This is a genomic window from Halomonas sp. PA16-9 (assembly GCF_009728585.1).
Lineage (GTDB): Bacteria > Pseudomonadota > Gammaproteobacteria > Pseudomonadales > Halomonadaceae > Vreelandella > Vreelandella titanicae.
Genome location: NZ_CP040451.1, coordinates 1,410,900 through 1,426,328 on the forward strand (window position 1 = coordinate 1,410,900; position 15,429 = coordinate 1,426,328).

A 15,429-nucleotide genomic window follows, 5' to 3' on the forward strand; every position below is an offset into this window, starting at 1 on the left:
TCACCTCCGCCACCAGCCAGGCCGTGGCGTCAATTTGCGGCTTGTAACCGCTAAGCGTGAGCGGCGATTCCGGCAGAATATCCGCCCTCCCAGAGCCAGCGTTAGCTCAAATTCTGCCATGCCTCGTTGGATGCGTTGCCACTCGGCGCGTGCGGCGGCCAGGGCGTCGTCTTCCGTGGCGTAGGTGGGCCGCAGCTGTTTGGCATTTTCTTCGGTACCGGCCAGCACGGTTTTGCGCTCTGCGCCCCGCGTGTCGTTCCAGTAGGCTTTTACGCCGCTATAGGCGTCGCGATCTGTCACGCTGTAGCGGTGCTGGTCACCGTCGCGGCGGGTGAGGGTAATGGTGGGCATGGCTTGGCCGCTGGCGGTGAGCCCTTCGCCTGCAACGGTAAACAGCAGACGTCCAGCTTTAATGGCGGCAATGGCGTCGTATCGTTCGCCCAGGCGGGTGAGAAAGTTTAGATCCGACTCGTCGGTTTGGTCGATATGACCAATGCGAATGCCGTTGAGCTTGGTGGCCACCACTGGCTCTAATTTATTGCGGCTGGAGATAGTGGTGACGATCTCGCCCAGCGTCAGGTCGTGCCAGCTTTGGGTGCGCTTACCGGGTAGTTGGCCGCGCATATCCGCCGAGCGGGCGCGGATGGTGAGCTGGTCGGGCGTGCCGCTGTGCTGCACTTCATCTACCGTAAAGCGGCCCTTGTCGATCAACCCTTCATCCAGCCAGCCAAAGGCCACTTGCAGCTCGGCGCCGCGTGGGGGAATGGCGAGCTGGCCATCATGATCGGCCAGGGTGATATCCAATTGGTCGGCTTCCGGGCCGCGCTGCTCGCGTAGGGTCAAACTGATCAGCCGGCCGTTGATGCGCGGGGTGATGTCGGTGCCATCCAGCGTGATGCGATAGCTTACTTTTGGATATCTGGGGCGTGAGTAGCGGGTATTCATACGTAGCCCCCGGCCAGGCGCGCCACAGCGGGTACAACTAAGCGGCCAATCAGGTCTGTGCGTTCATCATCCACATGCTCAAGCGTGAGGTTGAACTCGATTTTCTCAGCAGCGCCGTCACGGAAAAAGTGGGTGCTGGTTTCTTCCACGCGGGTAACGACCCATAAGCCGTACTGGCGGCCGGTGCCTTCGACCAGCGGCCAGGCGTTGCCCTGGTTCGCCATCTCGCGGATCTCATCCAGGCTAAAGCGCCCGCCGGTGAAGGTGGGGAGCAGGGTGCCGCTAAGGGTGATGGTATCCGTCCCTGGGCCTGCGAACTGGTAGGCGGGCCGCTGTCCCACGCGAGATTGGCTGGGGTGTCGCCACTCGCTAATGCGTTTTAACTCTTGGTAAGGCACGCTACGGGTTTCAAACACGAACATGCCAAGGGCCATTAGCATGAAAAACATCCTCAATCGTTTTCTCAAGTGGCGAGAGGCGAATAGTAAAAAATCGTTTCCTAAAACAGAGTTAGCCTCAAGGTTCATGGGCCAGTTCATTATTGGATTGGGAATATTTGGAACGTGTGTCAGCTTTCTTGCTCAGCATTTTTCCCCAACTAATGAAGTGTTTATGGAAATGGTTAAAAGCTTTGACGCTTCTACATATGTGGCTATTGCTATGGTGATGATTGGCTATATCAAGATTCGTCATTCAAAGAGCCAATCATTAGCTTTGGCCGCGTTGTTTTGCCTGTTAATGGCGGTTTCTTCACAACTAGTTGCCCTAATGCCTACGGATATAACGTTTGATCCTGATAATTTTGCTCGTCAGACGGCGATTTATGGGCCTATTGCTCTGATGTTTATCTCTTTGTATGGCATTACATTCAATTTAGCGGTGATGGTATTTAAGTCGGTCGAGAGTGAGCCTATTCAGGTTTAATCGAGGTCTCGCAGGGACGAACGCTGCCGCGCCAGGGCATCGCGCTGGGCGTTGGCCAGGGCGCGTTGCACTTCCTGCGCCACGTACTGGGCGAGCTGCTGTTCGTTCATGCCGGGGGCTGGGGTGACGTTAATATTAATATCGCCCATGGTGAAACCGCCTGCCTGGGCATTGGGCGCGCTCAGCGGTGGCCGGGTATCAAACTGAATGGGCGTTGGTTGCTCAATGCTGGGCATCGCCGCTACTGGTAGGGTAGCGGCGCCCAGAGCCAGCCCGGCACCGGCGCGGGTGACGCGGCGGGCGATCTCTTGAATACGCTTGGCGGGTTCGTCTCGCTGGGCTTCCAGCCCTCTATTCAGGCCGTCTACCGTATCGCCGCCCAGTTGGGTAAACACGCGGGAGGGGCTGTTGATATCCAGTACGTTGGCGAACCAACTACGCACGCTGCCCGCCATATTCACTACACGGTCGCGCAGTTCGCCTAGCTTGCTACTAAGGCCGCTGATTAACCCATCCACCGTGAAGCCGCCTAGCTGGGCAAACACCCGTGAGGGGCTGTTGATCCCCAGCACGTTAGCGAACCAGTTACGCACGCTCCCCGCCATGCCCGTTATGCTATCGCGCAATTCGCCAAGCTTACCGGTTAGTCCGCCGATCATGCCGTCCACAATGGCGCTGCCAAGGGAGCTGAACTGCTCGGGGATCTGAACGCCCAGGGCGCTTAAAGCGTTAGTGATGCCCTGGTAAAGCAGGCCCAGCGGCGACAAGTTCATGAGCAGCTGCGCCACGCCGCTAGTACCGTTATTGAACACGTCTTCGACCTGCTGCCACAGCCCCTGGAAAAAGGCTTTGATCGGTTCCCAGTAGCGATAGATCAGGTAAGCAGCGGCGGCGATCGCGGCGATGGCGATACCAATCGGGTTGGCGAGCAGGAACATCGACACAGTACGTAACACGCCGCCCAGCCACAGGAATGCTTTGCCTGCCATAAGGATCTGCGGGCCTACTAACGCCATGCCGTAGCGCACCATGGCAATGGGGCCGAGGATGGAGGCGAGCATCATCGTTAGCGCGCCGCCCGCGGTGACCAGCACGGCCAGAATGGCGACCACTTTGGCGATGGTACCGGCGAGACGTGGGTTCTCATTGATCCAGCGGCCTCCGCTGCGGGTAATGGCAGTCACGTTCTGGATAAGATCGCGCAGTGGGCCGTTGTTGGTCTCGGTGAGGGAGATGCCCACTTCATCCCAGGCGCTGCTGAGCGATTTGAGGTCGCCGCCGATGTTATCCGCCATGGTTTTCGCCACGCGGGCGTTCTCACCGGCGGCGTTGGTAAGAATCTCTACAAACTGCTCAATGCCCGCGCTGCCTTGCTGGGCGATCAACTCCGCCATGCCTGCGCCCGGCTCTTCGCCGAAGATGTCCTTCAGGTAGGCGGCGCGGTCGGCGTTGCCCATAGCCTCAGTGGCTCTGGCCACATCGGTAAGGATGCGGGGGATATCGCGCAGGTTGCCTTGGGCATCTTTGGCGTTCACGCCCAGGGTTTCCAGCGCTCCGGCGGCTGCCCCGGTGGGGGCGGCCAGGCGGGTGACCATGGCGCGCAGGGTGGTGCCTGCCTGGCTGCCTTGAATACCCACGTTGCCTAGCAGCCCAGCCATAGCGGCGGACTGTTCCAGCGACATGTTCATGGCCCGCGCCTGGGGGGCGACGTACTTCATAGATTCGCCGAGCATTTCCAGATCGACGTTGGCCCGGGTGGTGGTGGCGGTGAGCACATCGCCCACGCGACCCATCTCGGCGGGGTCTAGCCCGAAGCCGGAGAGAATGTTGGAAGAGATATCCGCCGTGCGGGCCAGGTCGGTGCGGTTGGCCAGTGCTAGGTTGAGCATATCCGGCATGGCGGCCTGAATGGCCTCCGGATCGAAGCCTGCCATGGCGAGGTAGCCCTGGGCATCGGCGGATTGACCAGCACTGAATGCGGTGGTGGCTCCCAGTTCCCGTGCCTGGTGGCGGAGAGCCTGGAAGCGTTCATCGTCGGCCTCCAGGCGGGTCAGCGCCTGCACCCGAGACATGGATTCCCCATAGGCAACGCCAGGGGCCAGCAGCCGTGCCCCGGCGTACAGTGCGGCACCACCACTGGCTGCCATGCCCGCGCCGGTACCGGCCATGTTGCTGCGCATGCTCATGGCGCCGTCGTATCGGCCCCTTGCCTGGGCGGCATTGCGCTGCTGTTCTGCTAGCCGTTTTAATCGGTGCCGCTGCTCATCCACAGCGGTGTTGGCCTGCTGTATCTCGCTGGCTAGTCGTCGTTGATCGCGGGAGAGGTGTTCGGTGCTGACGCCGTTATTTTTCAGCGAGGTGCGCAGCCGCTGTAGCTGCTGGCGTTCTTCGTCGTAGCGCTGGGTCAGCTGGCGGGCCTGGGCAATGGCCTTTTGACGCTCGACGGCCAGGGCAGCGGTGTCGCCCTGGTTGGATTGCATCTGTTGAGAGAGGCGGCGGATGCGTTCCTGCTGTTCGCGCAGGGCGCTGGTGGTGTCGGTGGATTGCCGGGACAGGGTACGAAAGGAGCTGACGTCTTTCTGGGTGGCCTGCAGTTGCTTTAAGCGCTCGCGGTTTTCGCGTATGGCTTGAGACGCGACCTGGGAGGCGCGATCAATCGCCCGTAGCGGTCGGGTGGCCCGGTCGACGGCGTTGAGTATTACCTCAAGCTTTAGATTACGCGCCACGCTTGCTCCTGTTTTCCGTGGGTGTGCTGCGCTTTCGCGCCCGTTCGCGCCACTCCATTAGCTCCCGCAGGCTGAAGTCGGCGCAGTCTTCCGGCGACCAGTGGAAGACGATGGCGAGATCCGCCATCGCATCTTCTACTTGGCCAGGTAGGTTTATTCGGTTTCGCCCTTGGCCCGCTTCGTCAGCAAAAAACTGGCGATTTCACCGCCGCACTGCACCAGGTCGGCCGGATCCATCTGGCGTACTTCGGTCGCGGTGAGCGAAGGGTTGGAGAGGCGTGGGATCAGGGTGATCAGTGCATCGGTTTGCATCTGCAGCACATCGGCCAGTGAGATGCCGCGCAGCTCGCCGGATTTGGGCTTGCGCAGGGTGATGCTGTCGATGGCTTGCTCGCCGCGCTTGATGGGTTCGTCCAGCTTGATGGGATCGGTCACGATGGCAGTGTTGGCTTTGGTCATGGTGGTGTTCCTAGTGCGTGAGTGAGGTGTGGGGAAAGGAGCGGTTTAAATACCCAGCCGCTTACGGCGACCGGCTAGGCGGTCAACGCCGTTGACCTTGAACACGCCGTTCACCAGGTCGATCTCGATTTTCTCGGTACCGTCGATGGTGAGCTTGTAGTAGCTAAGCGTGCTGGTGACTTGATGCTCGGTGTTCTCGCCGGTTTGGGCATCGCCCATATCGATCTCGGTGTGGCGGCCGCGCATGACGACCTCGACGGCGGAGGCGTCTTCGATATCGTCGCGCTCGTAGCTGCCGGTCATGCGTAGCATGTCGGCATCGATGCGGGCGGTGCCGAAGTTGTCGAACAGGCTTTCGACCAGGCCGCCCACCGTCCACTGAACGGTGAGCAGGCCGTCTTGGCCCATATCGATACCCACGGCGCCGTCCATGCCGCCACCGCGCCACTCTTCGATCTTGCGGGTGAGGGTGGGCAAGGTGATCGACTGGACGATGCCCTGCCAGCTTTCGCCGTTGCTGAACAGGTTCAGGTCTTTGAGCTTTTTCGGGAGTGCCATGGGGTTCTCTCGCTATTCAATTCAGGCGGTAGCCGCGACGCGCTCGGCGAAGTCAGCCAGGTACGAATCGGTAATGCGTTGCTGGAAGCCGAGATCCTCCAGCGGCGGCACCGGTGTGTAGTCGTAGTCGATGCGCAGCTTGCCGGCCTTGAGGGAGGTCTGGGTGTTGAGCTCTTCATTCAGCCAGGCGCTGCCATCCACAATCAGCCCCAGGGTTTTCAGTTCGCGGAACTTGGCGTTCAGGCCTTCGATGATGTCGCGAGCCAGTGAGGTGTGCAGGGGCAGATCCACCGCCCACAGGTGCGCTTCCGCCACGGTGTCGGCGAGGATCTGGGCGGTGCGGGTGTAGTTCTCGAATGGGAAGAGGCTTTGCGGCCCGGCGCAGGTGCGCGAGCCCCAAAAGCGGTAGCCGCTTTGGTTGACTAAGGTGGTGACATCGGCAGCGTTGAGCAGCCCGGCATCGGTGGCGGGGTTTTGTAGATCCCAGAACACGTCTTTATTGATGCCGGTAACGCCGTTGACCACCACGTTACTCAGGGTTTTGTGCCAGCCGACGGTTTGATCCAGCTTGGCGCGCAGGCCCAGGGCGATAGCCACGGGGCTGATATCCACCGTGTCAGCGTCGTCGGTATCGAACGCTTGCCACTGAGGCCAGATGACCATCAGCTCGCGTGCACCGAATTCATCGCGGTAGGCGAGCACATCGGTAATGGTGTCGCAGCCGTGAGCATATACGTAGCCGAAGGCCCGAAGCTGCTCCAGCACTGAAACCATGGCGGTGGCCACCGGTTGGGTATCAAGGTAGGGCACGCCAATAATGCGTGGCGTGACGCTCAGCTTCTGATTGGCGGTGAGCAGCGCTTGCAGCCCGGTGCGCTGACCTAGCTCAGTGGTGGTGCCAATCACGTTGGCGGTGGTTTCTTCTTTTGTTTCGCCTTCCTCCACCCGCACCACGACGATGATGGGCTTGGCCTGCTGGCTGATGGCGGTGAGGGTGTCTTTCAGCGTGCCTAGGGTGCCCGCTTTGCCAATAGCGGTATCGACATTGGTGACCAGGGCGGGCTGGTTAAGGGGGAAGGTGGTGGCATCCGCATCGGAAGCGGTGCAGACCACGCCAATCACCGCCGTGGAGACGGTGCGAATGGTGCGCGTGCCGTCGTTGACTTCCGCAACGCGTACGCCGTGGTGGTGTTGATCGAGTGCCATGGTGGCTCCTGCGCAGGTTCACTGTATAAAGTTGTGAATTCACGCAGGTATCGTGCGGGGGCTTGGGGGAGGGTGGTAGCGGTTCTGGGTGTGAGTGGGGCGGTTTACACCTTGTACTCGATTTTTTTCAAAAACCGAGATTGTGCCGCGTAGCGTTACGCGCTACAATCAATGTAGTTTCACCATATGGGAGGCACTGCAATGCGATGATAAAGAAAATAAAACATAAGGGGCTGAAGCGACTTTTTGAAAAAGATCAGCCACAAGGAGTGCAACCGAATCATGTAGAGGATTTAAAAGATATACTTGCTGCATTGGATGCAGCCACCAAACCAAGCGATATGAATTTACCAGGTATGGATTTTCATGAGCTGAAAGGTGATAAAAAGGGCTTCTTTTCGGTGCATGTAAATGGTAATTGGGTAGTCATATTTATGTTTGATGGGGAAGATGCACACCTCGTTGACTATTTAGACTATCACTGATGGCGGCGTCTCTTGATAACCGAAGCGGTTCGGTTATCAAGGGTCACCGAGTAAGTTAGCTAGCTTTGATTGCTAGCTATATGAAACAAAGGCTTATCGTATTGGATAGCCTTTCAATCATACAAAGTGTGTTAACTAACATGCGTTGTGTATGGAGATAATCAAACTATGGCTATGATGAACCCGCCGCACCCAGGCCGCTTATTGCGCAACCGGGTCGTGCCAGCGTTGGGACTGAATGTCACTGAGTTTTCTAAGAAGCTAGGTATGTCACGTACAGCGGTATCCCGTGTGCTACATGAACATGCCAGCATTTCCCCTGATCTTGCGGTTCGGCTTGAGCATGGCGGTATTGGTAATGCTCGTCACTGGATGACGATGCAGGCTAATTACGATCTATGGCAAGCAGAAAGCAAGCAACAAAATCATATTGAAAAAATTGCTGCTGCGTGTAATTAATATCTTATTAATTAAAAGTTTAATAAGGTATTGATTAAGGAATAAAAAGCCTCACGTACCGCTACGTGAGGTTTTTTAGTTATTGCCACCTAATAGTAAAAAAACACGGTAATAAAGGCACAAGCCTATTTTATGCCCCTTATAAATAGTAGGTTAACAAAATAGGAGGCCTATTACCGTGACAATTCTATTCATCCTAATCGAGCTGTGTCATGTTTATTCACCATCAGCCCGACCGCTATGCCGCCCTTAAGGGCACCAATCCAACGACTACCAAAATACTTCTTTTAACTTTTCGTGCTCTCCAGCTTCAAGAGCGGCGTCAAGCCGGTCTTTCAACTGCCAACTTTTCTGATAAATCCCCTCAATATGCCCCAATGCTGCCAGCGTGAGCGCCTCGACTTCCGTGGCGGTTAGCTCGCGGTTGACGTTTTTCAAGCCCCGAAACGTAAGCGTTGCCTCTGGCTGGCCAGCGGCTATGAGGCGCTGTGCTTTGGCTTGCAGTCCCAGTAGATTGACCTGATCTTGCGGGCGAGTTTGTACTACATCGGTTTCGCCGTTGAAATCGTACTCCAGACCAGATGCAAAAGCTTCATCGCGGGCAGCGTCCAGCTCGCGGAGCTTGTGGGCGGTGAGTTCGTCGAGGGGTTCTGGGGGGGGCTAGCTAACACAGGATAGCCGCTTTCATCGGCGATGATCCGTAAGCCGCCTGCTTGTCCTGCCAATAGTTCGCTGTGTTCCTCTGCTGTGATTTCGACAACGTCATTAGGTAGCCTGCACCCTGGGTTGGGCACGTTGATCATGGGTGGATCAATTGATTCATCGCGCACTTTAATCACCGGCGCTACATCTTTGCCCAGGTAGTCAGGGTCGGGCACTTCGATCAGTGGCCATTCGAAGTCGGGGTCTATCATTCTCATGGTGGGGGCGCCGTGGACTGCGTCGCTATAGAATCCTTTTTTTTCAGCACTGTAATAAATCATCTTAATACCCTACTGCAATATAATTGATAGAAAGTTCACCTGACGTGATCCCATCAAGACGCGTTACCCTGCAATCAAACCCCGATGCATCCCGATCACCCACGATAACAACAACAGGGCCTGTGCCAATGTGGTTAGCCGTTACGCAAGCGCACGTTGAATTAAATGACATTGGGAAATTGACCCGTTGAGCCTTGCCCGACGCCGTTATGCTTGCGAACCCCCACTGAAAGCGGTTTTGACCTAAAATATCTTGCCCGCCTTGCGATCCGCCCGAACGATTAAATTGATTTGACCGGGCTACCGATGAGTCAACACTTAGCGTGCGGTTGCTAGATAGATTTCCTCCGCCGCTGAGGCCATCGCCTGCCGTGATCGTGCGGTCGGGCTGAACGGCGCTGTTGGCTCGGCTTAGGCTGGTGATAGTGGCCTTATCCAGCGATAGCGTGCGATTAGCGCTTAAGTTGCCGCCACCGCTGAGGCCAGTACCGGTATTAATGACACGGGATGTGCGCACCACTGAGCTATCGACACTGAGCGTTCTATTAGCTGATAAATTTCCTCCGCCGCTGAGGCCATCACCTGTCGTGATCGTGCGGGCTGGCTGAACGGCGCTGTCAGCTCGGCTTAGGCTGGCGATAGTGGCGTTATCCAGCGATAGCGTGCGGTTGGCGCTTAAGTTGCCGCCCCCGCTGAGGCCAGTGCCGGTATTAATGGCACGGGAGGTGCGCACCACTGAGCTATCGACGCTGAGTGTTCTATTGGCGGATAAACTTCCTCCGCCGCTGAGGCCATCGCCTGCCGTGATTGTTCGGGCTGGCTGAACGGCGCTGTCAGCTCGGCTTAGGCTGGTAATAGTGGCCTTATCTAGCGATAGCGTGCGGTTGGCACTTAAGTTGCCGCCTCCGCTGAGGCCATCACCTGCTGTGATCGTTCGGGCTGGCTGAACAGCGCTGTCAGCTCGGCTTAGGCTGGTGATAGTGGCCTTATCCAGCGATAGTGTGCGGTTGGCGCTTAAGTTGCCGCCCCCGCTGAGGCCAGTGCCGGTATTAATGGCACGGGAGGTGCGCACCACTGAGCTATCGACGCTGAGTGTTCTATTGGCTGATAAATTTCCTCCGCCGCTGAGGCCATCACCTGTCGTGATCGTGCGGGCTGGCTGAACGGCGCTGTCAGCTCGGCTTAGGCTGGTGATAGTGGCGTTATCCAGCGATAGCGTGCGGTTAGCGCTTAAGTTGCCGCCCCCTGAGGCCAGCACCGGTATTGATCTGACGGCTCTGCTGGACAAAACGGTCATCGTTCTGAGTGTTGGTGCGAAACGAGTTGCCACTGGTTCCTGTTGCACGGGTTGCCATCGTACCCAGGCCCAAATTACTCCGGGCGGTGCTTGAATTGGTTAGGTCGCTCAGATTCTGCCCGCGACGTGCATATCTCTCGTCGTGGTCGTCGCTCGAACGGTGCTTAGTTTGGGCCTGCACCACCGCAGTGATCGCGGTGTCGAGCTTTTTGACAAGAACCTCCACCCAGGAGCGAGAGGCCGTAACGATACTTGGATCGATCTTCAGCTCGATATGGTCAATATGCGAGGTGATTAGGCGCATCCGTACCGTCTGATCGCGCGTCGAGCCTTGCGGCAACTGTGGCTTGTAGGAGGGTGGGCAGTTCGCGACGGCCACGAAGTGACCGTCCTCATCCTCGGCGCCCAGCTCTCGGATCCACCAGCCACCGATTTCAGGCGGAATGATCATTTCGACGATCAACATGCCTGGATTGTCGGGATCCTGATAGAGATGATTTATGGGCGCACGGTATACCTCGTTAACCAAGCCGGTGGCGTGCGAGTCCGGCGTCGGCAGCTCGCCGCCGCCGTCTCCCAACAGCATATGGGTGATTCGCCAAGTACTGTTTTGCGCTACCGCGTTGTTGCGGCGGTTGATACCCATTTGAGTAAGAAAGCCACCAAATTGGGTGTTGGCATCCACGTCAGCCATGAATAGAAACCTCCATAATGTCATGGTCAGAAGAATGAATGGCGTGCCGGTTGGGCATGGCCACATCGATGTCGGAGGGTTGCCACGGCCACACATCGAGCAGGTCACCATCGTGGGTGATCACGCCGCCGAATAGCGCAAGATCGGTGCTTATTTCCACCGACAGCCCCGCTAGCGGCCTCGTCAGTGGTCGGGCGTCGTCTATCAGCCGCTCAAGCTCCCAATACGTCTGTTCATCGATGCCGCGATCTTCGACGCCGATACGCAGCGCGAACGTGCCGCGCGGCCCCGGCGGTTCTTCCTGCCACCACTCCACCACACCGATCACATAGCCGAACGGTTCTACTACCCGCTTGAGTGCGCCCAGCGTCCCCTTATGCGCATGGATGTAGAACGAATCAGCAATCACTTGGCGTTTTGTCCGTTCACTCCATGCCGCGTCCCAGCGGTCAATTGAGCAGCTCCAGGCAAGATGGGGCAGCAGGCGTGCAGGGCAACGCCACGGGTCGATCAAATCGCGCAGCGGGATTGGCACGCGCTGTATCTCGGCCAGCGCCTCAGCTGCGGCACGCTCCAAAAACGTTGCATTGGGCGGCAGCAGGGGGCGCCGATCATCCGTTGGCATAGCCACCTCCCAATGCGATCTTTACGCCTGTGCAGCGGGCGGCCTGGGTGGGCAAGGTCAGCACGTGCTCGGCGGGCTGGGTCAGCTCGACGTGCATTACGCCGGGTGCATGTATCGCGGCTTTGATCGCATCGCGGTAAACGGAAACGCCTAGCGGCCGCCCCAGGCGGTGATGCATTTGCACGAACTCGCCGATGCGGCGGCGGGCTTCGTCCAGTGTCAGCTCGGCGGTGGGGCCGGCATCGTCATAGAGGTGCAGCACAGCATCAATCTCATATTCAATGATCTCAGCCGACTGCACCGACAGCCGGTCGCCGATGATGCGGGGGCCGTCGTCGTCGAGCAGGCGCGTTTCGACGACACCGAGCAGCTCGGCGCTAGCCACGCCGTCTCCTTCATGGCTTAGTACCACCACCAGCGCTTCAGCAGGCGCGGGGCTTAGGGCGCGCACGTCGCGCACTCGGCCATCCGCGCTACGCGCTGCATGCTCGTAGCCCATGCGGGTACCCGATGACAGGCCTTCCCAAGCCGCCTGCGCGCGAATACGTAAAGCAGCATCGCTTTCCAGCGTCGGTGGCACAGGCGGCGTTGCCGTAGGGTCGCCGGGGTCAATTACCAAACGCCCGGTACTCATCAGCGCCGCCACGTTATCCAAATCTGCACCCATGGCGTAGGGCAGCATCACCGCGCGGGCCGCTTCGTTAATGCGTTGGCGTAGCAGCAGCTCCCGGTAGGCATTTTCTTGCAGCAGCTTGACTGTTGGCTCGGATTCCAGCGCCAATAGCTCGGTGATGGCTTCCCGCTCTTCTTCAGGGTAGAGAGCGACCAGCCGCGCTTTGCGCTCGGCCAGCAGGGTTTCATAGTCCAGCGGCTCAATGATGTTGGGCGCGGGTAGCTGGGAGAGATCAATCGCGTTGTTCATACATTCCCCCTGAGTGATACGGCCATGTTGACGCTTTCGCCGTTATCCACCCGGCGAGCGGTGATGATGAGATCGAAGCGGCCGGGGCGTTGGGTGGAGACTTGCCGGGTGACTTGCTGCACGCGTATACGCGGTTCCCACTTCATTAAGGCCACCACCGTGGCGGCGTAGGCGCGCAGCGCCGTGGGGCCGTTAAGGGGCTGGTCGATCAATTCAGGCAGCAGCGAGCCGTAGTCACGACGCATGATGCGAGAGCCAATCGGGGTGGTGAGAATGTCGTTTACCGATTGCTGGATATGAGCCAGCGAATCCAATCGGCGGCCGGTGTGTGCGTTCATGCCTGCCATTAGATCGGCCCCTGGGTGTTGGCGGGGCCGGACTTAATGCCGCCGTGGGCATGGTCATGGCCGATGTTCTTGCCGTTGTGGCTGAGCCCGCCGCCTTGCTGGCTATAGCTGCCTTCCCGGTTGAGTTCGCCGGTGTGTTGGATGTTGCCCTGCCAGGTGGTGCCACCGGGGGCGGTGATCTCGATGGCTCCAGGCAGGCGAATGCGCAGCACGCTGTTGGCGTGGTCGTACTCGAATAGCCCTTGATCGGGGAACAGCCTTCGCCACAGTGCGGCGGAATCTGCAGGCGCTGGGTGCGCATCGGAGAAAAGCCCAGTAAGCACCACGCCAGCGACGGGGTCGCCACCGGGTGAAAAGATAATGACCTGCTCGCCCTGAGTAGGCGGGTTCCAGTCTCGCGTGGTACCTGCGCGGCCTTCGACCCACGGCAGCCAATCGGTGAGCAGTTCCCCGGTTTTGACGCGCACGCGGGCAGCGAGGTGATCCACCTCGGCGATGGTGCCGAGGCGGATCAGATTGTGTAGCAGGCGGAGAAGTTCGGGAATGTTCATAGCCGCTATCCTGCGGCGGCAGTAGAGGAAGGCGAAGCGGCGGCGGGTGTGAGTGGGGCTATTTACACTGGAAAGAATTGCGCCCAGCCGAGCTGGGCGCGAAATCTATGGTGAAAGCTGGAATTCAAGTCTGGGTTGATAACGTTGAGCAATCGCTGCTCCATCTACCACATGACCATAGAGCCGCTTGCCTGCTGGTGAGCCAAGGTAGGTAAGTGCGTCATATAAATGATAGTGGCGGTAAAGGTCACGGATCTGCAGCATGTGGCCGCATAGCGACTGTAGGTTGAGTTGGTCATCCTTATCTAGCGTAGTGGGCAAGATGAGAGGGGTATCCACCGGGATGCATGGTGGGGCCGGTAGCCATTCGCCTTCCAGGACATACGCGGCAATGAACTGGCGAGCGGAATCCAGTTGGCTGGCGGGAATGTCTTCGCCGCGGCTGACACCAAAGGCTTTACGCACTTGCGACCATAGGTGTGAACGAGCACGTTGTCGAATGCCTTTGGGGTAGTGGCGCAAACGGCCATCGACAACCGCCGCTAAACAGTGGAACCCATCGGTGCCAATCGTCTGGCCAATCAAGCTACCCATCTTGCCTTCGGTATCGTGGTAGTGGCCGTGCTTGCGGATGGCGGGTAGGACGTCACCAGCTAGCCACATCTGGAATGGCAGTGCCTTTGGTTTATCAGAACGCCCCAGAAAGAAATACAGACCCTGCTCGGAAAGCATCAGAAGTTTCTGGGTGCCTCCGGGGTGTGAATCGGATTCACCCCCTTCCATTCAGAAGGTACGCGGTTAATCAGCTTGGCTGGGTTGCTCGATTTTGTATATTCCAGCGATACGATGATGTCTTTGACCACGAACCACGGTTGGTCATCAATCAGTAGGGTACGCACTTCGCGGGTTTCAAACCGGAAGGGCAGAATTTCGGCGGTTGCAGTGCTATCATTCATGTACAGTTCCTTTCATAGAGGTTGGGGGCTGTGTTTCCTGAAGCCCTTGGCGTTGCAGCGCCGAGGGCTTTATTATTTTAACTGCTCTGCCATACCCATTTGTAACCGCTCAGGCATCAAATCTGCCCTTTTTTGATCGTCTTTGTATGATTGCTGCATTTCCTTTCTAATCAGATCATTTACTAGCCATGTGCGGCTTAGCCGGGTAGTTTTAGCTTTAGTGTCTAACCAAGCTTTCAGCTCTGGCTCAAGACGAAGGTTGAATTGGGGTGATTGTTTGGCCATCACGTCTCCTATTGGTAAGTAAAGCTAAATGCTTTATTTGTAATTGAAGCAAAAAGCTTTATTGATGGCAAGAGCAAAATGCTTCATTTTTGCTTTATGGAAAATGACATCGAAGTTCAAGCTAATCTCAAAATCCCTAAGTCGCTGAAAGAAATGCTTAAAGCGGCTGCGAAAGAAAATCACCGCTCTATGACGGCGGAAGTAGTGGCACGCCTGGAAAAAAGTTTTAAGGATGAGGAGGCAGATGCGACGGTTGATGAGTTCCCGCCTGAGCAGATGCTGAAAATCTTTGATATTTTCAGGGAAGAGCTTGTAGATAGGATCCAGCGTGGAGAAACTGGCAAAGGCATCCCCAAACTTTCTCGCAAGCTATCCAGCAGTAATAAAAAGGATGAATGATTCCCCGAGCCCTGCCAATTGGCGGGGCTTTTTATACTTGGGGGAGTTGGTTTAGCACACCGTTAGCGGAGCGCTCACGCTCACACAGAAAGTTCGTGCTCGATAGCGTTGGCCACAAACTGATTAAGGCTTTGTCCTTTGGCCGTGGCGGCGTCGGCGGCGTGTTTGTGCAGGTCTTCCGGTAGGCGCACCTGGAACTTGCCAGAGTAGGACTTGGTGGGTTTAATGCCGCGCCTCTGGCATTCCTCCAGAAAAATACGCAGCGAGATTTTGCCTTCGTCGCGTAGTTTGGCAACGCTGTCGGCGTAGAAGTCGGCTCCGCCGCTTAACCCAATGAATTTGCCACGGAACATTTCAATGTCGGGGTCGTACTGGATGACGGCGCGATAGCCGTCAATGATCATGATGTTATTCATGGCGTCTCTCCGTTCTCTTCTAACCATTTGCGTATGCTGGCCACTGCGCCTTTATCGGTATCCGTTGATGGGTGTGGGCGATGAAAAACACGCACTTCATCAAACAATATAACAGCAATACGCGACCCTTCCCGCTCCTGGATCTCTGCCCCCATCGCCTTGAATAGCGATTTGATATCACTCCAGGCAATG

The 15,429-nt window shown here is 57.4% G+C and carries 24 protein-coding genes; 4 read left to right on the plus strand and 20 right to left on the minus strand.

Annotated features, from left to right (window positions below; translation table 11 throughout):
* Both FDY98_RS06505 and FDY98_RS06510 read right to left on the minus strand, forming a co-directional pair.
* Entirely contained in the window at nucleotides 1-945 is a 945-nt protein-coding gene (locus FDY98_RS06505; protein ID WP_196518177.1) for a contractile injection system protein, VgrG/Pvc8 family, read from the minus strand.
* Nucleotides 942-1,385 carry a phage tail protein gene (locus FDY98_RS06510; RefSeq protein WP_027959746.1) on the minus strand — a complete coding sequence of 148 codons (444 nt, stop codon included), beginning with the start codon at nucleotides 1,383-1,385 and terminating at the stop codon, nucleotides 942-944. Before FDY98_RS06510 ends, FDY98_RS06505 begins: the two co-directional genes overlap by 4 nt.
* Between FDY98_RS06510 and FDY98_RS06515 the strand changes: the two genes are divergently transcribed.
* On the plus strand, nucleotides 1,384-1,869 hold the full coding sequence (locus FDY98_RS06515) for a hypothetical protein (protein ID WP_155705723.1): 486 nt from the start codon (nucleotides 1,384-1,386) through the stop codon (nucleotides 1,867-1,869). The genes FDY98_RS06510 and FDY98_RS06515 overlap by 2 nt on opposite strands.
* Here the strand turns inward: FDY98_RS06515 and FDY98_RS06520 are convergent.
* From FDY98_RS06520 to FDY98_RS06540, 5 genes are read right to left on the minus strand one after another with little or no spacing between them, the layout of a single operon-like run.
* On the minus strand, nucleotides 1,866-4,595 hold the full coding sequence (locus FDY98_RS06520; protein WP_051430551.1) for a phage tail tape measure protein: 2,730 nt from the start codon (nucleotides 4,593-4,595) through the stop codon (nucleotides 1,866-1,868). The two genes, FDY98_RS06515 and FDY98_RS06520, sit on opposite strands and share 4 nt — an antisense overlap.
* Nucleotides 4,585-4,722 (minus strand): GpE family phage tail protein, encoded by a 138-nt coding sequence (locus FDY98_RS06525; RefSeq protein WP_081742620.1) that lies wholly within the window; start codon nucleotides 4,720-4,722, stop codon nucleotides 4,585-4,587. The genes FDY98_RS06520 and FDY98_RS06525 overlap by 11 nt, the downstream gene beginning before the upstream one ends.
* Before the next feature lie 26 nt (nucleotides 4,723-4,748).
* A complete protein-coding gene (locus FDY98_RS06530; protein WP_051430550.1) occupies nucleotides 4,749-5,054 on the minus strand; it encodes a phage tail assembly protein in 306 nt (101 codons plus the stop codon).
* Between the two features lie 45 nt (nucleotides 5,055-5,099).
* Nucleotides 5,100-5,612 carry a phage major tail tube protein gene (locus tag FDY98_RS06535; protein ID WP_027959743.1) on the minus strand — a complete coding sequence of 171 codons (513 nt, stop codon included), beginning with the start codon at nucleotides 5,610-5,612 and terminating at the stop codon, nucleotides 5,100-5,102.
* Nucleotides 5,613-5,633: 21 nt separating this feature from the next.
* Nucleotides 5,634-6,818, minus strand: a complete 1,185-nt coding sequence (locus FDY98_RS06540) for a phage tail sheath protein (RefSeq protein WP_027959742.1) — start codon at nucleotides 6,816-6,818, stop codon at nucleotides 5,634-5,636.
* A 206-nt stretch (nucleotides 6,819-7,024) separates the two neighbouring features.
* Here FDY98_RS06540 and FDY98_RS06545 point away from each other — a divergent pair, with 206 nt between their 5' ends.
* Together FDY98_RS06545 and FDY98_RS06550 are read left to right on the plus strand one after the other, a co-directional pair.
* A complete protein-coding gene (locus tag FDY98_RS06545; RefSeq protein WP_027959741.1) occupies nucleotides 7,025-7,303 on the plus strand; it encodes a type II toxin-antitoxin system RelE/ParE family toxin in 279 nt (92 codons plus the stop codon).
* 168 nt (nucleotides 7,304-7,471) lie between these two features.
* Nucleotides 7,472-7,762 carry a HigA family addiction module antitoxin gene (locus FDY98_RS06550; RefSeq protein WP_196518179.1) on the plus strand — a complete coding sequence of 97 codons (291 nt, stop codon included), beginning with the start codon at nucleotides 7,472-7,474 and terminating at the stop codon, nucleotides 7,760-7,762.
* Nucleotides 7,763-8,032: 270 nt separating this feature from the next.
* Here FDY98_RS06550 and FDY98_RS06555 read toward each other — a convergent pair whose 3' ends face one another.
* The 11 genes from FDY98_RS06555 to FDY98_RS06605 all read right to left on the minus strand — a co-directional run bounded on the left by FDY98_RS06555 (nucleotide 8,033) and on the right by FDY98_RS06605 (nucleotide 14,422).
* Nucleotides 8,033-8,374 (minus strand): DUF4376 domain-containing protein, encoded by a 342-nt coding sequence (locus FDY98_RS06555; RefSeq protein ID WP_081798507.1) that lies wholly within the window; start codon nucleotides 8,372-8,374, stop codon nucleotides 8,033-8,035.
* On the minus strand, nucleotides 8,305-8,682 hold the full coding sequence (locus FDY98_RS06560; RefSeq protein WP_155705724.1) for a hypothetical protein: 378 nt from the start codon (nucleotides 8,680-8,682) through the stop codon (nucleotides 8,305-8,307). The genes FDY98_RS06555 and FDY98_RS06560 overlap by 70 nt, the downstream gene beginning before the upstream one ends.
* A gap of 64 nt (nucleotides 8,683-8,746) precedes the next feature.
* Nucleotides 8,747-10,033, minus strand: a complete 1,287-nt coding sequence (locus FDY98_RS06565; RefSeq protein ID WP_196518181.1) for a gp53-like domain-containing protein — start codon at nucleotides 10,031-10,033, stop codon at nucleotides 8,747-8,749.
* On the minus strand, nucleotides 9,969-10,736 hold the full coding sequence (locus FDY98_RS06570; protein WP_196518183.1) for a phage tail-collar fiber domain-containing protein: 768 nt from the start codon (nucleotides 10,734-10,736) through the stop codon (nucleotides 9,969-9,971). The genes FDY98_RS06565 and FDY98_RS06570 overlap by 65 nt, the downstream gene beginning before the upstream one ends.
* Nucleotides 10,729-11,361 carry a phage tail protein I gene (locus FDY98_RS06575; RefSeq protein ID WP_035538552.1) on the minus strand — a complete coding sequence of 211 codons (633 nt, stop codon included), beginning with the start codon at nucleotides 11,359-11,361 and terminating at the stop codon, nucleotides 10,729-10,731. Before FDY98_RS06575 ends, FDY98_RS06570 begins: the two co-directional genes overlap by 8 nt.
* The gene (locus tag FDY98_RS06580; RefSeq protein WP_027959738.1) at nucleotides 11,348-12,283 is read right to left on the minus strand and encodes a baseplate J/gp47 family protein; all 936 of its coding nucleotides are present in this window, start codon (nucleotides 12,281-12,283) and stop codon (nucleotides 11,348-11,350) included. Before FDY98_RS06580 ends, FDY98_RS06575 begins: the two co-directional genes overlap by 14 nt.
* The gene (locus FDY98_RS06585; protein WP_027959737.1) at nucleotides 12,280-12,630 is read right to left on the minus strand and encodes a GPW/gp25 family protein; all 351 of its coding nucleotides are present in this window, start codon (nucleotides 12,628-12,630) and stop codon (nucleotides 12,280-12,282) included. Before FDY98_RS06585 ends, FDY98_RS06580 begins: the two co-directional genes overlap by 4 nt.
* Nucleotides 12,630-13,181, minus strand: a complete 552-nt coding sequence (locus tag FDY98_RS06590; protein ID WP_051430548.1) for a phage baseplate assembly protein V — start codon at nucleotides 13,179-13,181, stop codon at nucleotides 12,630-12,632. The genes FDY98_RS06585 and FDY98_RS06590 overlap by 1 nt, the downstream gene beginning before the upstream one ends.
* A 105-nt stretch (nucleotides 13,182-13,286) precedes the next feature.
* On the minus strand, nucleotides 13,287-13,913 hold the full coding sequence (locus FDY98_RS06595; protein ID WP_155705977.1) for an ORF6C domain-containing protein: 627 nt from the start codon (nucleotides 13,911-13,913) through the stop codon (nucleotides 13,287-13,289).
* Nucleotides 13,913-14,137: a BRO-N domain-containing protein gene (locus FDY98_RS06600; RefSeq protein WP_155705727.1), complete on the minus strand. Its 225-nt coding sequence runs from the start codon at nucleotides 14,135-14,137 to the stop codon at nucleotides 13,913-13,915. The genes FDY98_RS06595 and FDY98_RS06600 overlap by 1 nt, the downstream gene beginning before the upstream one ends.
* A gap of 72 nt (nucleotides 14,138-14,209) precedes the next feature.
* Nucleotides 14,210-14,422 (minus strand): hypothetical protein, encoded by a 213-nt coding sequence (locus tag FDY98_RS06605; protein ID WP_027959735.1) that lies wholly within the window; start codon nucleotides 14,420-14,422, stop codon nucleotides 14,210-14,212.
* Nucleotides 14,423-14,500: 78 nt separating this feature from the next.
* Between FDY98_RS06605 and FDY98_RS06610 the strand changes: the two genes are divergently transcribed.
* On the plus strand, nucleotides 14,501-14,821 hold the full coding sequence (locus tag FDY98_RS06610; protein ID WP_035538550.1) for an Arc family DNA-binding protein: 321 nt from the start codon (nucleotides 14,501-14,503) through the stop codon (nucleotides 14,819-14,821).
* An 80-nt stretch (nucleotides 14,822-14,901) separates the two neighbouring features.
* On the opposite strand, the gene FDY98_RS06615 is transcribed toward FDY98_RS06610, so the two are convergent.
* Both FDY98_RS06615 and FDY98_RS26055 read right to left on the minus strand, forming a co-directional pair.
* Nucleotides 14,902-15,237, minus strand: a complete 336-nt coding sequence (locus FDY98_RS06615) for a type II toxin-antitoxin system HicB family antitoxin (protein ID WP_027959734.1) — start codon at nucleotides 15,235-15,237, stop codon at nucleotides 14,902-14,904.
* Complete coding sequence (locus tag FDY98_RS26055) at nucleotides 15,234-15,392, minus strand: type II toxin-antitoxin system HicA family toxin (RefSeq protein ID WP_196518185.1); 159 nt, start codon at nucleotides 15,390-15,392, stop codon at nucleotides 15,234-15,236. Before FDY98_RS26055 ends, FDY98_RS06615 begins: the two co-directional genes overlap by 4 nt.
* Between the last annotated feature and the right edge of the window lie 37 nt (nucleotides 15,393-15,429).

Excerpts from the sequence above, each read along its gene's own strand:
- FDY98_RS06505 (WP_196518177.1), bottom strand. The coding sequence starts at position 945 with ATGAATACCCGCTACTCACGCCCCAGATATCCAAAAGTAAGCTATCGC.
- FDY98_RS06515 (WP_155705723.1), top strand. The coding sequence starts at position 1,384 with ATGAAAAACATCCTCAATCGTTTTCTCAAGTGGCGAGAGGCGAATAGT.
- FDY98_RS06510 (WP_027959746.1), bottom strand. The coding sequence starts at position 1,385 with ATGCTAATGGCCCTTGGCATGTTCGTGTTTGAAACCCGTAGCGTGCCT.
- FDY98_RS06525 (WP_081742620.1), bottom strand. The coding sequence starts at position 4,722 with ATGGCGGATCTCGCCATCGTCTTCCACTGGTCGCCGGAAGACTGCGCC.
- FDY98_RS06530 (WP_051430550.1), bottom strand. The coding sequence starts at position 5,054 with ATGACCAAAGCCAACACTGCCATCGTGACCGATCCCATCAAGCTGGAC.
- FDY98_RS06535 (WP_027959743.1), bottom strand. The coding sequence starts at position 5,612 with ATGGCACTCCCGAAAAAGCTCAAAGACCTGAACCTGTTCAGCAACGGC.
- FDY98_RS06540 (WP_027959742.1), bottom strand. The coding sequence starts at position 6,818 with ATGGCACTCGATCAACACCACCACGGCGTACGCGTTGCGGAAGTCAAC.
- FDY98_RS06545 (WP_027959741.1), top strand. The coding sequence starts at position 7,025 with ATGATAAAGAAAATAAAACATAAGGGGCTGAAGCGACTTTTTGAAAAA.
- FDY98_RS06550 (WP_196518179.1), top strand. The coding sequence starts at position 7,472 with ATGGCTATGATGAACCCGCCGCACCCAGGCCGCTTATTGCGCAACCGG.
- FDY98_RS06560 (WP_155705724.1), bottom strand. The coding sequence starts at position 8,682 with ATGAGAATGATAGACCCCGACTTCGAATGGCCACTGATCGAAGTGCCC.
- FDY98_RS06570 (WP_196518183.1), bottom strand. The coding sequence starts at position 10,736 with ATGGCTGACGTGGATGCCAACACCCAATTTGGTGGCTTTCTTACTCAA.
- FDY98_RS06575 (WP_035538552.1), bottom strand. The coding sequence starts at position 11,361 with ATGCCAACGGATGATCGGCGCCCCCTGCTGCCGCCCAATGCAACGTTT.
- FDY98_RS06580 (WP_027959738.1), bottom strand. The coding sequence starts at position 12,283 with ATGAACAACGCGATTGATCTCTCCCAGCTACCCGCGCCCAACATCATT.
- FDY98_RS06585 (WP_027959737.1), bottom strand. The coding sequence starts at position 12,630 with ATGGCAGGCATGAACGCACACACCGGCCGCCGATTGGATTCGCTGGCT.
- FDY98_RS06590 (WP_051430548.1), bottom strand. The coding sequence starts at position 13,181 with ATGAACATTCCCGAACTTCTCCGCCTGCTACACAATCTGATCCGCCTC.
- FDY98_RS06595 (WP_155705977.1), bottom strand. The coding sequence starts at position 13,913 with ATGCTTTCCGAGCAGGGTCTGTATTTCTTTCTGGGGCGTTCTGATAAA.
- FDY98_RS06600 (WP_155705727.1), bottom strand. The coding sequence starts at position 14,137 with ATGAATGATAGCACTGCAACCGCCGAAATTCTGCCCTTCCGGTTTGAA.
- FDY98_RS06605 (WP_027959735.1), bottom strand. The coding sequence starts at position 14,422 with ATGGCCAAACAATCACCCCAATTCAACCTTCGTCTTGAGCCAGAGCTG.
- FDY98_RS06610 (WP_035538550.1), top strand. The coding sequence starts at position 14,501 with ATGCTTCATTTTTGCTTTATGGAAAATGACATCGAAGTTCAAGCTAAT.
- FDY98_RS06615 (WP_027959734.1), bottom strand. The coding sequence starts at position 15,237 with ATGAATAACATCATGATCATTGACGGCTATCGCGCCGTCATCCAGTAC.
- FDY98_RS26055 (WP_196518185.1), bottom strand. The coding sequence starts at position 15,392 with ATGGGGGCAGAGATCCAGGAGCGGGAAGGGTCGCGTATTGCTGTTATA.